This is a genomic window from Tabrizicola sp. (assembly GCF_016792905.1).
Taxonomy (GTDB): Bacteria; Pseudomonadota; Alphaproteobacteria; order Rhodobacterales; family Rhodobacteraceae; genus Tabrizicola.
Map to the genome: position 1 here is coordinate 50102 of NZ_JAEULP010000046.1, position 14896 is coordinate 64997.

Consider the following 14896-nt stretch of genomic DNA (forward strand, 5'->3'; position numbering starts at 1 on the left):
ATCGCCCGCAAGGACACTGTCGACTACCCTGGTGAAGCGCGTTTGCGGACCCTGGCTGCCGGAGACATCCCTGCCTTGGACAGCACGTCAACCGGCCCGGCCACGCCCCTTGATCCCCTGGTCATCGCCCTTGCGCGGGCGGTCGACCGCATCGGAAGAACCGCAAGCTAGTCCGAAGGGGCCGGGTTTGCCGCAACAGAGATCGACCCCGGTCAGCCAGGCCTGACGGCGCAGTGCCGGACGCCCTGGTCGGTCGCCGGTCCAAGGAGTAGAGACGATGCCATTCTCGCGGACCTTCACCTTCGGCGGCATCGCCGTGCTGCTGACCGGGACGGCGGCGCTGGCCCAGGAGGCCTGCTCGACCTACACGGTGCAGGCGGGCGACAACCTGCGCTACATCGCCCGCGCCGCCTATGGTGACGCCGACATGTACCGGGTGATCTATGATGCGAACGTGGCCGAGATCGGCGAGAAGGCCGATCTGATCGAAATCGGGACCAAGCTGACCATCCCCTGCGATCCGAATGCCACCACGACCGAGGTCGCGACAGCAACCCCGGCCGAGGCACCGGAGCCGACGACTGCGACGCCCGTCGCTGCCGCATCCGAAACCGCGGCGGTCGAACCTGCCGCTCCCGCGGTGAAGCCGATCAGCTTCGTCACTGGCAACGGCTATGCCCCCTTTGCCGACGAAACCCTGCCCGGGGGCGGGATGATGACCCAACTGGTGGAGATGGCCGTCTTTCGCGCCGATCCCGGCATTGCCTACAACCTGACCTTCATCAACGACTGGGAGGCGCATATCGACGCGCTCTTGCCCTCGGGCGCCTATGACCTGAGCTTTCCCTGGATTCGGCCAAACTGCGAGGCGCCCGAGACGCTGTCGCCCGGCGACCAGACCCGCTGCAACGAGTTTGTCTTCTCGGGCCCGTTCTACGAAATCGTCGACGGCTTCTTCGCGATGCGCGACAGCGGGCTGGGCAGCGTCACGAAGTATGCCGACTTCGAAGGCAAGCGCATCTGCCGCCCGGAGGGCTACACCACGGGAGTCCTCGATGCCGCGGGGCTGACGGCGGCGACCATCACGTTGACCCGGCCGACAGATGCGATCGACTGCTTCCGGGCCCTGTCGGCAGGTGAGGTCGACCTGGTGTCGATCGACGCCGAAGTGGGGGATTCCGCCCTGGCCAAGCTGGGGCTGACGGCCAGGGTCGAACAGAACCCCCACCTGATGACGCTGCTCAGCCTGCACGTCATCGCCCACAAGTCGAACCAGCGCGCGGTCGACATGATCGGGCAGCTCGATAGCGGGCTGATCGAGATGTACGAATCCGGCGAGTGGTACGAAATCGTCTCGTCAGCCTTGGCGCAGAACAGCCAGAAACAGTGAAGCGCCAGCCTTGACCGGCCACGTTGCCGGGCGATGCACGGCATTGCATTGTGTTTCAGGAACGGAAACAGAATTTCCGGCACAATGCGGCGTTTCGGGCCTGTATCCCGTGCTTCCGGCGCTCTGGCGGTCCCGTTCGAAAGAAGGATCACAGGGCCGGACTCAGCAATCAACCCCGGATCGGCCGCCGATTGAGACCGGAATTGTCGGCCGAACCCGATCCATCCGAGGTCCGGCGATCACGATTGGCATCAATCCCGGCCTCGCGCCGAATGACCATCGGATCGCCATAATCGTGCCATCTATACAACCATATGGTGCATCATCGGTAATATTGTTTCGGTATCTGCTCGTTCATGCAGGATCTAACGGCCTTCAAAAGGAATTGCGCCTCATGAGAACCGCATCATATTTGCACCGGTTGACCGTTGTGACGGCCGCGATGATTTCGCTGCCCGTCCTCGCGGCAGCCCAGGAAGCTTGCACAACCTACACTGTCAAGGATGGCGATACGCTCGGCTCCATCGCCCAGGCCGCCTATGGCACCTTCGACTACCAGAACATCTTCAACGCGAACCGCGATGCGCTGGCCGCCAATCCCAACAGCCTGCCGGCTGGCCTGCAACTGATCCTTCCCTGCGCCGACGGCCGTCTGACCCCCGACCAGGACCTCAGCTCGGTGATCGAGAGCGAGACCCAGAAGCAGGAGACGAGCAAGCCGAAGTCGAATGTCTACGAACCCCCCCTGAAGTTCGTGACCTCGAACAACTGGATGCCTTTCACCGACGAATCGCTCAACGGCGGTGGTATCTTCGTCCGGATGGCCGCAACCGCGATGCAGCGTGGCGGCAACGACCGGGACTACACCGTTGCCTATGTCGACGACTGGATGTCGCATATCGACACCCTCCTGCCCTCGGGCGCTTTCGACGTGTCGATCGCCTGGGAAGCGCCGGATTGCTCGAAGCTTGACATGCTGGGCGAATTCTCGGCCCGGATGTGCACCGAGTTCGATTTCTCGCTGCCGATCTACGAGGCGGCCTATACTTTCAACACGCTTCCCGACAGCAAGTATGCCAACGCCCGGTCGTTCGACGAATACGCCGGCGCGAAGATCTGCCGTCCGGAAGCCTGGCCGCTTGGCGACCTTGAAGTTCAGGGCCTGACGCCCCCGGTCGTGGAATATGTCCAGCCGAAAGACCCCCTGGACTGCGCCAACCTCTTGATGAAGGGCGAAGTCGACATCTATTCGATCGAAACCGAAACCTCGGTCGCCAACTTCAAGGAACTTGGCGTCACGGACAAGGTTGTGACCAACCCGGCAATTGCGACCTTCATTTCGTACCACTTCCTGACCGCCAAGAGCAATCCGCGCGGCCGGGTCTACATCGCCATGCTGAACCGCGGCATCACCGAGATGCGGGAATCCGGCGAATGGTACGACATCGTCGCTACGGGACTGGAAGAATACAACAAGCTGAAGCCGTAACCCCCATCTCTTCAGCCTTGTTGGAAGCCCCGCACCCTCTGGCGCGGGGCTTTCGCTTTCGCTAGACGGGGCGTCAGACCTGTCGCGGCGCCATCGTCGCCCGTGCGGCGCGCGGCGGGTTCCGATGCGCAACGGCAACCAAAGGGGAAAGCGTGACCAAGACCCTGCAAGGCGAAGCGCGCATGCCCCGCACCATGAGCCGCGAGGCGCGTCGGCAGCAGCTTATCGATTCCACCATCGAGACTCTGGCAGCGCGGGGCTATTCGCGCACCACGCTGACTGATGTTGCCCGCGCGGCGGGCCTGTCGCACGGTCTGGTGCTGTTCCATTTCGAGACCAAGGAGAGGCTTCTCGCCGAAACCCTGAACTATCTGGCCGAGGAGTATCGCCGGAACTGGCAGGAGGCGCTGGCCGAGGCTGGCAATGACCCGGCTGACCAGTTGAATGCGCTGGTCGAGGCCGATTTCAACCCGGCGATCTGCACCCCCTCGCGCCTTGCCGCCTGGTGCAGCTTCTGGGGCGAGGCACAGTCGCGACCGTTCTATCAGGAGGCCTGCGGCGAGAAGGACGACGCCTACAATCTGCAGCTGGAAAGCATATGCCAGCGGCTGAGCGACGCAGGCGGCTACAACCGCAATGCTCGCCACATTGCGCGCGTCATCCGTGTCACGATCGAGGGCACCTGGCTTGACCTCATGACCATGGTCGCGCCCTACAGCCGCGAAGAGGCGCTGACCACCGTGCGCACCTGTGTTGCGCTTTGCTTCCCCGACCACTTCACGCCGGACGGGCTGATCCGGCAAAGCGCGGGCTGACTGCGCGGATTTGTCCCGCGGAATGAGTGCTTGGAACATACGTTCCGTGTGCTATGCTGCCCCGGATCAGCCAGCGAGAGCGTCAATGCCCAAGGGTGAACCGTCGACCGAACCGCGCGAGGCGCCGCAATCGGTCGAAGCATTCCGTGACCGGCTTCTGGCCCTGAACGGCCAGCTTCCCCGCCGCCTGCAGCAATGCGCCGACCATGTCGCCACCCATCTGGATCGGATCGCCCTTTCCACCGTGGCGCAGGTAGCCCACGGCGCGGGAGTGCCCCCCTCGGCGGTCATGCGCTTCTGCCAGATCATGGGGTTCACCGGGTTTGCCGAAATGCAGCGGCTGTTCCGCGATGCCCTGTCGCGCAGTGCGCCCGACTATGCGACGCGGCTGGCAAACCTGAAGGCCGGCGGGGTCGGCCAGCCCTCGACCCTGGTGGCCGAATTCGTCGAGGCGGGACGCCAGTCAATGGAAGCTTTGGCGCGCGATCTGAATGAAGATACGTTGAATCAGGCAGTTGCAACCTTGGCTCGCGCACGGACCATCCATCTTGCGGGCTTTCGCCGGTCTTTCCCGGTCGCAAGCTACCTGGCCTATGTGTTCGACAAGCTCGGCGTCGCGGCCGTGTTGCACGACGGTGTTGCCGGGCTTGGCCATCGGTCCAGCCTGCGACCGGGCGACGCGCTTCTGGCCATCACCTTTGCCCCCTATTCCGAGGAAACGCTGGCCCTTGCCAGCCATGCCCGGGACAGCGGCCTGCCGGTCGTGGTCTTGACCGATCCGCCCGCCAGCCAGTTGGCCGGGATCGCCGACACGATCCTGACCGTCACCGAGATCGACTTCGGCGCCTTCCGGTCCCTGTCGGCGGTCATTGCCCTGGCGTTGTCGCTGGCCGTTGCTGTAGCGGCACGGCGCGAAACTTAGCTCTTCCGCGACTCGGCTAAATAGAATAAACGTTCCATCGTTCGAGCCGAGTCGGCTCCACGGAGCAAGCCCATGTCCAAGACCCTTGACGTGATCACCATCGGCCGGTCCTCGGTCGACCTCTACGGCGCGCAAGTTGGCGGCCGGCTGGAGGATATGGGGTCGTTCCAGAAATACATCGGCGGCTCGCCCACCAACATCGCCGCCGGGACCGCCCGGCTGGGGCTGAAATCGGCGCTGATCACCCGGGTCGGCGACGAACACATGGGCCGGTTCATCCGCGAGGAACTGGCCAAGGAAGGCGTCGACGTGCGCGGCGTCAAGACCGACCCGGAGCGGCTGACGGCGCTGGTCCTCCTCGGCATCCGCGACGACAAGCAGTTCCCGCTGATCTTCTACCGGGAAAATTGCGCCGACATGGCGCTGGACGAAGGCGACATCGACGAAGGCTTCATCAGCGAGGCGCGGGCCGTCGTGGCGACGGGCACGCACCTGTCGCACAAGCGCACCGAGGCCGCCGTGCTGAAGGCGCTGACCCTGGCGCGGAAGCATGGTTTGCAGACCGCTTTGGACATCGACTACCGCCCGAACCTCTGGGGCCTTTCCGGCCATGGCGACGGCGAGAACCGCTTCATCGAAAGCGCCGCCGTCACGGCGAAGCTGCAATCGACGCTGCATCTTTTCGACCTGATCGTCGGCACGGAAGAGGAATTCCACATCGCGGGCGGCTCGACCGACACCATCGCGGCGTTGCGCGCCGTGCGGGCCGTGTCGAATGCCACGCTGGTCTGCAAGCGCGGCCCGATGGGGGCTGTTGCTTTCACCGGCGCAATCCCGGACTCGCTTGACGACGGGCAGACTGGCCCCGGTTTCCCGATTGAAGTCTTCAACGTTCTTGGCGCGGGTGATGGGTTCATGTCGGGCCTGATCAAGGGCTGGCTTGACGGCGAGCCCTGGCCGGTGGCGCTGAAATACGCCAACGCCTGCGGGGCTTTTGCGGTCAGTCGGCACGGTTGCACTCCGGCCTATCCCAGCTGGGAGGAATTGCAGTTCTTCCTGAACCGCGGTGTGGTGCAGAAGGCGCTGCGCAAGGATCAGGCGCTGGAGCAGGTCCACTGGGCGACCAACCGTCACAAGGACTGGTCGACCATGCGTGTCTTCGCCTTCGACCACCGGATGCAGCTTGAGGCGATGGAGGGTGCTACCCCCGCGAAGATCGGCGCCTTCAAGGAGCTGTGCCTTGATGCGGCGCTGAAGGTGGCGGATGGCAGGCCCGGGTATGGCATTCTGTGCGACAGCCGCCTTGGCCGGGATGCGCTGTTCCAGGCGGCGGGCACCGGGCTCTGGATCGGGCGGCCGGTGGAATGGCCGGGCTCGCGCCCGCTGACTCTGGAACCCGAGATCGGCCCGGATTTCGGCGGGCTGGCCGAATGGCCGCTGGAGCAGGTGGTCAAGGTCCTGTGCTTCTATCACCCGGACGACGACGCGGAAACCAAGGCGAGACAGGAAGACACCGTCCTGCGGCTGTTCCACGCCTGCCGCCGCAACCGGCTGGAAATGCTGCTGGAAATCATCCCGTCCAAGGTCGGCCCGACCGATGACCGGACCAGCGCCGAGATCATCCAGCGCTTCTATGACCTTGGCGTCTACCCCGACTGGTGGAAGCTGGAACCCTTCGCCACCGATGCCGCCTGGCAGAACGCCTGCGCCGCGATCACAGCGAACGATCCGCATGTGCGCGGTATCGTGGTGCTGGGGCTGGATGCGTCCGAGGCCGACCTGTCCGTCTCGCTGGCGCTCGCCGCCAAGCACGACCTGGTCAAGGGCTTCGCCATCGGCCGCACGATCTTTGGCGACGCCGCGCGCGGCTGGCTGAAGGGCGAGATGACCGACGAAGCCGCCGTCACCATGATGTCCGACCGTTATGCCCGCCTTGCCGCCCTTTGGGACAAGGCGCGTGAGGGAGCAAAAGCATGACCACGATCCGTCTCACCGCTGCACAGGCGCTTGTCCGCTGGCTTTCGCTGCAACAGGCCGAGGATGGCTCCCGCTTCATCGAGGGCGTCTGGGCGATCTTCGGGCACGGCAACGTGGCGGGTCTGGGCGAGGCGCTGCATGCCCACCGCGATGTGATCCCGACCTGGCGCGGGCACAATGAACAGACGATGGCCCATGCTGCCATCGCCTATGCCAAGGCGAACCATCGGCGCAAGGCGATGGCCGTGACCTCCTCCATCGGCCCCGGCGCCACCAACATGGTGACGGCGGCGGCGCTGGCGCATGTGAACCGCCTGCCGGTCCTCTTCATCCCCGGCGATGTCTTCGCCAACCGCGCGCCCGACCCGGTGCTGCAACAGATCGAGGATTTCGACGACGCCACGGTTTCCGCCAACGACTGCTTCCGCCCGGTGGTGCGCTATTTCGACCGGATCTCCCGCCCGGAGCACATCCTGACCGCCCTGCCCCGCGCCTTCCGCGTCATGACCGACCCGGCGAACTGCGGCCCGGTCTGCCTTGCCTTCTGTCAGGACACCCAGGCGGAAGCCTATGACTACCCGGTGGAATTCTTCGAAGCGCGCGTCTGGCACATCCGCCGCCCCGAACCCGACCAGCGCGAGCTTGAGGCCGCCGTTGCCGCGATCAAGGCGGCGAAAACCCCGCTGATCGTGGCGGGGGGCGGGGTGCTTTACTCCGGCGCGGAACAGACGCTGCTGGATTTCGCCAAGACCCACAACATCCCGCTGGTCGAAACCCAGGCCGGGAAAGGCGCGGTCGACTGGGAGGAGAAGCTGCACTTCGGATCGCCCGGCGTGACCGGCACCGGCTGCGGCAACGAACTCGCCGCGAAGGCCGACCTGGTGATCGGGGTCGGCACGCGGTTCCAGGACTTCACCACCGGGTCGTGGACAGTTTTCAGTGCTCCGAACCGCAAGCTCTTGTCGATCAACATCCACGGCTATGATGCCGCCAAGCGTGGCGCACAGGGGTTGGTCGCGGACGCCAAGGTCGCGCTGGAGAAGATCAGCGCCGCGCTGGGGGCGAAACGTTTCGCCGACCCGGACTTCGGCGCCCGGACCAAGTGGTTCGCCACCACCGACGCCCTCTTCGCCGCGCCCAAGGGCAACGACCTGCCGACCGACGCGCAGGTGATCGGGGCGGTCGACCGGGTGTCGGGCAAGAACTCGGTCATCATGTCCGCCGCTGGCACCATGCCGGGTGCGCTGCATGTCCTCTGGCGCGCGGCGCAGGGCGGCTATCACATGGAATACGGCTTTTCCTGCATGGGCTATGAGGTTGCGGGGGCGATGGGTATCAAGATGGCCCTGCCCCAGCGCGACGTGGTCTGCTTCGTCGGTGACGGCAGCTACATGATGGCCAACAGCGAGTTGGCGACGGCGGTGATGATGGCGATCCCCTTCACCGTGGTCCTGACCGACAACCGGGGTTACGGCTGCATCAACCGGCTGCAAAAGGGCACCGGCGGCGCGCCGTTCAACAACATGCTGGACGACAGCTACCATGTGAACGCGGCCAATATCGACTTTGTGGCCCATGCGCGCAGCATGGGGGCCAATGTGGTCAAGGCCGCCGGGATCGGCGAGTTGGAGGCGGCCATGCAGGCGGCGAAATCGGCGACCATTCCGACGGTGATCGTCATCGACACCGACGCAGGCCCCGGCACTGGCGCGGGCGGGACGTGGTGGGACGTGGCGGTGCCCGAAGTGTCCACCCGGCGCGAAGTGAATGAGGCCCGCAAGGGCTATGAAGCGGGCACCAAGGCCCAATGGCTTGTGAACTAAAGGACAGACGAATGAGCGTGAAGATCGGCATTTCCCCGATTTCCTGGCAGAACGACGACCTGCCGGACCTGACCGCCGCCTACACGATGGAACAGGCGCTGCAGGAGGCGCGGGAGATCGGCTATACCGGCGTCGAACGCGGGCGGCGGATGCCCTCGGACACCGCCGGGCTGGGGGCGTACCTGACCGCGAACGGGCTGTCGCTGTGCGGCGGCTGGTGTTCGGGCAACCTTCTGATCAACGACGTGAAGACCGAGATCGAGGCGGTGCGCGCGCAAGTTCAGCAGTTCGTGGCGCTCAAGGCGCCCTGCATCGTCTATGCGGAATGTTCCAACACCGTGCAGGGCAACATCGCGGTGCCGGTGAATGACCGGCCGAAGTTTTCTGCGGCGGATGTGAAGGCCTATGGCGCGAAACTCAGCGAGCTGGCGAAGTGGATGGCGGATCAGGGCATGACCCTTGCCTATCATCACCACATGGGATCGTTCATCGAATCCGAGGATGAAGTGAACGCGCTGATGGAAGGGTCGACCCCGGACGTGAAGCTGCTGTTCGACACCGGCCACCTCCTTTTCGGCGGAGCGGACGTGATGAGGGTTCTGGACCGCTGGGCCGACCGGGTGCACCACGTCCACTTCAAGGACATCCGTCCCGAAGTCGTGAAGGACATCCGTGGCAACCGGAAAAGCTTCCTCGATGCAGTGATCGCCGGGGCCTTCACCGTGCCGGGCGACGGCTGCATCGACTTTCAGGCGGTGACGGACAAGCTGAGGGCGATGGGTTACAACGGCTGGATCGTGGTCGAGGCCGAGCAGGACCCGGCCAAGGCCCCGCCCTATGAGTATTCAAAGCTGGGCTACGAACATATCCTGAAGGTCTGCAAGGCCTCGGGCCTGACCATCGACCACAGCCGCCCCTCCTGAAGGACCGCACCATGCCCAACCTCCTTCTCAAACCCACCGGCACACGCGGCAAGGTGCATGAGGTGACGCCTGCCTCTGCGGGCTGGGGCTATGTCGGCTTCACCCTCTACCGGCTGGAACCGGGCGACGTGGCCGAGGAGGCGACCGGGGGCGAGGAGGTGATCCTGGTGATCGTCGAGGGCAAGGCGAAGGTCCAGGCCGCCGGGCAGGACTGGGGTGAGATGGGCGAGCGGATGGATGTCTTCGAGAAGACCCCGCCGCATTGCCTGTATGTCCCGAACGGCAGCGACTGGAAGGCCACCGCGACCACGGCCTGCACCATCGGGGTCTGCAAGGCCCCCGGGAAAGGGAACCACCCCGCACGGCGACTGGGGCCGGAGGGGATCACCCTGACCCCGCGCGGCAAGGGGACGAACACCCGCCACGTCAACAACATCGCGATGGAGGCGCTGGACGTGGCCGACAGCCTCCTCGTGACGGAGGTCTTCACCCCGGCGGGGAACTGGTCCAGCTACCCCAGCCACCGGCATGACGAGGACGACTTCCCGAACATGACCTATCTGGAAGAGACCTACTACATGCGGCTGAACCCCGGGCAGGGTTTCGGCATCCAGCGGGTCTATACCGAGGACGGGTCCCTGGACGAGGTGATGGCGGTGAAGAACCACGATGTCACGCTGGTCCCGAAGGGGCACCATCCCTGCGGCGCGCCTTATGGCTACGAGATGTACTATCTGAACGTGATGGCCGGGCCGATCCGGAAATGGCGGTTCAAGAACGACCCGGACCACGACTGGATCGCCCAGCGCGACGCCTGAGCCTGCCCACGAAGGACGGGCACGACGCGGCCAATCCGTTCAAGGGGTTGGCCGTTTGCGTTTAAGTGGTCTTAACCCCAATGCAGCAACCGCGGGGCCGTTTCGCGCCGCCGCAAAGAAGGCACGCCGGTCCTATCAAGTCTGTTTTCAGGTCGCAGCGGGGCGATGCGGGTGGTGGGTTGGCACCCACCCTACGGCCGTCGGCATTCATGACGGAGTTTGTCACTGGATGCGGGGGTCCCGGCGGAATAGGAAAAGCCCAGCACAACACTTTGCCAATGGAGATGAGAATGAAAATCGCCGCTTCCGCTCTCGTCCTTGCCGTCCTGATCAGCAACCCGGCTGCTGCAACCAAGTTCGATATGAACGACCATCACTTCACGCATATCGTGCACACCGAAGTCGTCGGCGCCAGCCACACCAAGACCGGAACGGGCAAGTAATTCGGCGGTGGGACTGACAGCCCGGGCCCACAGGCCGAGCACATTTGATACGGCCAATCCTTTCAATGGGTTGGCCGTTTGCGTTGGCGCGGACCTGACCACTGTCGGGGCCGCTTGCCGATAACATCTTCTCCTTCCCTCTGGGCTGGGACAACAGCGAGGAGGAGGCGAAGTCGAGCGACGAGCGGCCTTGTCGCTGCGCCTTTGCCTTGAAGGCGACGAAGGCGTCGTCTAATCAGGGGCAAGCCCGAAGGAACCCCCGAAACATGCGCATCCTGATCACCAATGATGACGGCATCAACGCGCCGGGGCTGGAGGTTCTGACCGAAATCGCCACGGCAATCGCCGGGCCGGAGGGCGAGGTCTGGACCGTCGCCCCGGCCTTCGAGCAGTCGGGCGTCGGCCACTGCATCAGCTATACCCATCCGATGATGATCGCCGAGCTTGGCCCCCGCCGCTTTGCCGCCGAAGGATCGCCCGCCGATTGCGTCCTGGCCGCGATCTACGATGTGCTGGATGGCGCGAAGCCGGACCTCGTGTTGTCCGGCGTCAACCGTGGCAACAACGCCGCCGAGAACGTGCTTTACTCCGGCACCATCGGCGGCGCGATGGAGGCGGCGCTGCAAGGGGTTCCGGCGATTGCCCTGTCGCAGTTCTTCGGGCCGGACAATGCAAGGCTCGCCGATCCGTTCGAAAGCGCGCGGGTGCACGGCGCCGCAGTGGTCCTCGCGCTCTTGGACAAGGGGCTGTGGGCCGAGGAAGACTACCGCGTCTTCTACAACATCAACTTCCCGCCGCTCTCTGCCGCCGACACCCGGGGCATGATGGTCGCCCCGCAGGGCTTCCGCCGCGACACCGCCTTCTCGGTCGAGCCGCACAATTCGCCCTCGGGCCGCAAGTTCCTGTGGATCAAGGGCGGGCACCAGCACACGCCCACCCTGCCCGGCTCGGACGCGGCGGTGAACCTTGACGGCTTCATCTCGATCACGCCGATGCGCGCCGACCTGACGGCGCATGACCTTCTGGCCGAGCTTGAGGCGAGGCTGGCATGACCCAGGGACCGGAGGGCAAACTGACCTCCGAAGAGCTTGCCGAACGCAAGATGCGCTTTCTCTTTGCCCTTCGCTCGCGTGGCGTGACCGACAGTCGCGTGCTGACCGCGATGGAAAAGGTCGACCGTGGCCTTTTCGTGCGCGGCACCTTCGCCGACCGCGCCTATGAAGATATGCCACTGCCCATCGCCTGCGGCCAGACGATCAGCCAGCCGTCGGTCGTCGGCCTCATGACGCAGGCCCTTCAGGTGAACCCGCGCGACACGGTGCTGGAGGTGGGCACCGGGTCGGGCTACCAGGCGGCGATCCTGTCGCAGCTTGCGCGCCGGGTCTATACGGTCGACCGCTACCGGCGGCTCACGCGCGAGGCGGGAGAGCTGTTCCGCAAGCTCGACCTCGTCAACATCACCACGATCACGGCGGACGGGTCGCACGGGCTGCCGGATCAGGCGCCCTTCGATCGCATCCTGGTGACGGCGGCGGCGGAAGACCCGCCGGGGCCGCTTCTGGAACAGCTGAAGCCCGGCGGGATCATGGTGGTGCCGGTAGGCCAGTCCGACGCGGTGCAGGCGCTGATCAAGGTCACGCGGACCCAGAGCGGGTTCGACTACGAAGAACTTCGCCCAGTGCGCTTTGTTCCACTGGTCGAGGGGCTTGGCTCCGAGTAGGATGCAGCCCGAGAAACCGGGCCGAACCCGGGCGGGCGGATCATCAGGCGGGATGACATGACAAGAACCGGATCAAGACTGCGGGCAACGCTGGTGCTTGGTGCAAGCGCTTTTGCGCTGGCAGGATGCCTCGACACCGGCAACCTCGACTGGGACCTGCGGGCCGGGGGTGGCGACACCTCGGATGCGGCCCGGCAGGCGACCGCCGCCGCGCCGACGCCCGATGGCAACGGCATCATCTCCTACCCCGACTACCAGATGGCCACCGCCCGGCGCGGCGAGACGGTCGCCAGCATGGCGGGCCGCCTGGGGATGACCCCGGACGAGCTTGCCCGGACCAACGCACTGCGCCCGACCGACCCGCTGCGCGAAGGCGAGATGCTCTTGCTGCCGAAGCGGGTCTCGGCCACGCCGCAGCCGGCGGTGATCGGCGGCACGGGCTCGGGCGGCGGGTCGGTCGACATCACCTCGATCGCGACCACCGCGCTGGACGCGGCGGGGCCGACGCCTGTCGCCACCTCTCCCGTCGCCTCGAAGCCGGTCTCGGGCCAGCCGCTGACCCATCGCGTCGCACGCGGCGAGACGGCCTTCACCATCGCGCGGACTTATAACGTCTCGGCCAAGGCGCTGGCAGACTGGAACCAGCTTGGGTCCGACATGGCGGTGCGCGAGGGGCAGACGCTGATCATCCCGATCGCCACGGCCGCCGCGCCGGACCCGGAACCCGTGCCGACCGCGCCGGGTGCGGGCTCGCCCACGCCCGAACCGCCCTCGGCCAAGGAGCCGCTGCCGGACGAAAAGACCGAGGCGAGCGGGACGAAGCCGAAGGGCACCCCGCCTTCGCCTGACCTCGGGGCGGACAAGACCACCTCGTCGAAGATGGCGATGCCCGCTGCGGGCAAGATCATCCGGGGCTATGACGCGAAGAAGAACCAGGGCATCGACATTGCCGCTGCTGCGGGCAGTTCGGTGAAAGCCGCAGATGCGGGGACGGTGACGGTTCTGTCGGCGGACACCAACGGCAAGGGGATCGTCATCATCCGCCATGCGGGCGACCTCCTGACGGTCTATGTCGGGGTTTCGGGCATGGTGGTGAAGAAGGGCGACAAGGTGAAGCGCGGGCAGGAGATCGGCAAGGTGGCAGCGGGCGATCCGGCCTTCGTGCATTTCGAGGTACGGAATACCTCGAAGCAGAGCTTTGATCCGGTGGGGTATTTGCAGTAGGGACGGGGCCGGAGTTTTCGAAAACGCCGGTGCGGAGCCTTTGAAGGCTCCGGTGCGATTTCTTCGAGGAAATTGGCGGAAGCCGTCAGTCCGGCGCCTGCGCCACCAGCACCTTGTCGATGCGGCGGCCGTCAAGGTCGATCACCTCGAACCGGTAGCCCTCGGCGGTGAAGCTGGCGCCCAGTTCGGGGATCCGGCCCAACTGGTGCAGGATCAGCCCGGCGACCGTGTCGTATTCCCCGGCCATCCCGCGCGGGAGGCCCAGCCGGTCGCAGAATTCGTCTACCGGCATCCAGCCCGCGACGAGATAGCTGCCGTCCTCGCGGGTGACGATGGCGGGTTCGTCGGGCTCGCTGGCGGCAACTGCGCCGGTGATCGCCTCCAGCACGTCGCCGGTGGTGAGGATGCCCTCGAAATGGCCGTACTCGTCATAGACGAGCGCGAAATGGTGCTCGGATTTCTGCAGGATTTCAAGGACATCCAGCGCCTCGGCCTGATCGGACACGACCGGCACGTCGCGGACCAGCGCCTTGAGGTCGAGCGTTTCCCGGCGCGAGACGACCTGGAACGCGTCGGAAAGAAGGACGATGCCCACCACCTCGCCCTCGGCATCGGCAACGGGCATCCTTGGCCTTGCGACCTTGCGGATCGCGGCCACGGCCTCGGCGCCGGTGGCGTCCAGGGGCAGCATCTCGACTTCGTGCCGGGGGGTCATCAGGGCGCGGGCGGTGCGGTCGGACAGGCGCATGACGCCGGTGATCATCTCGCGTTCCTCGGTCTCAAGGACGCCGCCTTCGTGGGCTTCGGCGAGAAGGACGTGGACCTCCTCCTCCGTCACCCGGTTCTCGCTTTCGCCGCGCTGGCCCAGAAGCCAGAGGAGCACCTTGCCGGACTTGTCGAGGAACCAGACGAGGGGGGCGCCGATGACCGAGAGGAAGGTCATCGCCGGGGCCATGCGGATCGCGACGCCTTCCGCATTGCGCAGCGCCAGCTGCTTCGGGACCAGCTCGCCCACGATCAGGCTGACATAGGTGATCGCCACAACCACCCCGCCGACACCAAGGGTCGAGGCCCATTCCGGGTCCACCCCCTGCCCCTGGAGCCACTGTTGCAGTCGCAGGCCCAGGGTCGCGCCGGACAGCGCGCCGGAGAGGACGCCGACGGCGGTGATGCCGATCTGCACGGTCGAGAGGAACCGCCCCGGATGTTCCGCCAGCCGCAAGGCCATGCGCGCGCCGCGGCTTTTCGCTTCCAGGGGTTTCAGGCGGGCGGGCCTAGCGCTCACGATGGCCAGTTCGGACATCGACAGGACGCCATTCACGACGATCAGAGCCAGAATGACCAGGATTTCG

At 65.5% G+C, this 14896-nt stretch carries 13 protein-coding genes; 12 read left to right on the plus strand and 1 reads right to left on the minus strand.

Going from position 1 to position 14896, the window contains the following annotated elements; translation table 11 throughout:
* Window positions 1-277: 277 nt before the first annotated feature.
* The 12 genes from JNL31_RS10045 to JNL31_RS10100 all read left to right on the plus strand — a co-directional run bounded on the left by JNL31_RS10045 (window position 278) and on the right by JNL31_RS10100 (window position 13544).
* Window positions 278-1390, plus strand: a complete 1113-nt coding sequence (locus tag JNL31_RS10045; protein ID WP_294972854.1) for a transporter substrate-binding domain-containing protein — start codon at window positions 278-280, stop codon at window positions 1388-1390.
* Between the two features lie 430 nt (window positions 1391-1820).
* Window positions 1821-2879: a LysM peptidoglycan-binding domain-containing protein gene (locus tag JNL31_RS10050; RefSeq protein WP_294972882.1), complete on the plus strand. Its 1059-nt coding sequence runs from the start codon at window positions 1821-1823 to the stop codon at window positions 2877-2879.
* A 152-nt stretch (window positions 2880-3031) separates the two neighbouring features.
* Window positions 3032-3694 carry a TetR family transcriptional regulator C-terminal domain-containing protein gene (locus JNL31_RS10055; RefSeq protein ID WP_294972856.1) on the plus strand — a complete coding sequence of 221 codons (663 nt, stop codon included), beginning with the start codon at window positions 3032-3034 and terminating at the stop codon, window positions 3692-3694.
* Between the two features lie 85 nt (window positions 3695-3779).
* Window positions 3780-4616 carry a MurR/RpiR family transcriptional regulator gene (locus JNL31_RS10060; RefSeq protein ID WP_294972858.1) on the plus strand — a complete coding sequence of 279 codons (837 nt, stop codon included), beginning with the start codon at window positions 3780-3782 and terminating at the stop codon, window positions 4614-4616.
* A 72-nt stretch (window positions 4617-4688) separates the two neighbouring features.
* A complete protein-coding gene (iolC, locus tag JNL31_RS10065) occupies window positions 4689-6593 on the plus strand; it encodes a 5-dehydro-2-deoxygluconokinase (RefSeq protein WP_294972860.1) in 1905 nt (634 codons plus the stop codon).
* Window positions 6590-8416 (plus strand): 3D-(3,5/4)-trihydroxycyclohexane-1,2-dione acylhydrolase (decyclizing), encoded by a 1827-nt coding sequence (iolD, locus tag JNL31_RS10070; protein WP_294972862.1) that lies wholly within the window; start codon window positions 6590-6592, stop codon window positions 8414-8416. The genes iolC and iolD overlap by 4 nt, the downstream gene beginning before the upstream one ends.
* Before the next feature lie 11 nt (window positions 8417-8427).
* Window positions 8428-9339: a myo-inosose-2 dehydratase gene (iolE, locus tag JNL31_RS10075; protein ID WP_294972864.1), complete on the plus strand. Its 912-nt coding sequence runs from the start codon at window positions 8428-8430 to the stop codon at window positions 9337-9339.
* Between the two features lie 11 nt (window positions 9340-9350).
* Window positions 9351-10157: a 5-deoxy-glucuronate isomerase gene (gene iolB, locus JNL31_RS10080; protein ID WP_294972866.1), complete on the plus strand. Its 807-nt coding sequence runs from the start codon at window positions 9351-9353 to the stop codon at window positions 10155-10157.
* Window positions 10158-10447: 290 nt separating this feature from the next.
* A complete protein-coding gene (locus tag JNL31_RS10085; RefSeq protein WP_294972868.1) occupies window positions 10448-10600 on the plus strand; it encodes a hypothetical protein in 153 nt (50 codons plus the stop codon).
* Between the two features lie 266 nt (window positions 10601-10866).
* Window positions 10867-11652 carry a 5'/3'-nucleotidase SurE gene (gene surE, locus JNL31_RS10090; RefSeq protein WP_294972869.1) on the plus strand — a complete coding sequence of 262 codons (786 nt, stop codon included), beginning with the start codon at window positions 10867-10869 and terminating at the stop codon, window positions 11650-11652.
* Window positions 11649-12320 (plus strand): protein-L-isoaspartate(D-aspartate) O-methyltransferase, encoded by a 672-nt coding sequence (locus JNL31_RS10095; protein ID WP_294972870.1) that lies wholly within the window; start codon window positions 11649-11651, stop codon window positions 12318-12320. Before surE ends, JNL31_RS10095 begins: the two co-directional genes overlap by 4 nt.
* A gap of 57 nt (window positions 12321-12377) precedes the next feature.
* Entirely contained in the window at window positions 12378-13544 is a 1167-nt protein-coding gene (locus JNL31_RS10100; RefSeq protein WP_294972872.1) for a peptidoglycan DD-metalloendopeptidase family protein, read from the plus strand.
* A gap of 85 nt (window positions 13545-13629) precedes the next feature.
* Here the strand turns inward: JNL31_RS10100 and JNL31_RS10105 are convergent.
* The coding region (locus JNL31_RS10105; RefSeq protein ID WP_294972874.1) for a hemolysin family protein at window positions 13630-14896 on the minus strand (1267 nt) is incomplete at its 5' end.

What these genes read in the sequence shown, in the direction of transcription:
- JNL31_RS10045 (WP_294972854.1), top strand. Translation starts at nt 278, where the DNA reads ATGCCATTCTCGCGGACCTTCACCTTCGGCGGCATCGCCGTGCTGCTG.
- iolB (WP_294972866.1), top strand. Translation starts at nt 9,351, where the DNA reads ATGCCCAACCTCCTTCTCAAACCCACCGGCACACGCGGCAAGGTGCAT.
- JNL31_RS10060 (WP_294972858.1), top strand. Translation starts at nt 3,780, where the DNA reads ATGCCCAAGGGTGAACCGTCGACCGAACCGCGCGAGGCGCCGCAATCG.
- iolD (WP_294972862.1), top strand. Translation starts at nt 6,590, where the DNA reads ATGACCACGATCCGTCTCACCGCTGCACAGGCGCTTGTCCGCTGGCTT.
- JNL31_RS10100 (WP_294972872.1), top strand. Translation starts at nt 12,378, where the DNA reads ATGACAAGAACCGGATCAAGACTGCGGGCAACGCTGGTGCTTGGTGCA.
- JNL31_RS10085 (WP_294972868.1), top strand. Translation starts at nt 10,448, where the DNA reads ATGAAAATCGCCGCTTCCGCTCTCGTCCTTGCCGTCCTGATCAGCAAC.
- JNL31_RS10095 (WP_294972870.1), top strand. Translation starts at nt 11,649, where the DNA reads ATGACCCAGGGACCGGAGGGCAAACTGACCTCCGAAGAGCTTGCCGAA.
- iolE (WP_294972864.1), top strand. Translation starts at nt 8,428, where the DNA reads ATGAGCGTGAAGATCGGCATTTCCCCGATTTCCTGGCAGAACGACGAC.
- surE (WP_294972869.1), top strand. Translation starts at nt 10,867, where the DNA reads ATGCGCATCCTGATCACCAATGATGACGGCATCAACGCGCCGGGGCTG.
- iolC (WP_294972860.1), top strand. Translation starts at nt 4,689, where the DNA reads ATGTCCAAGACCCTTGACGTGATCACCATCGGCCGGTCCTCGGTCGAC.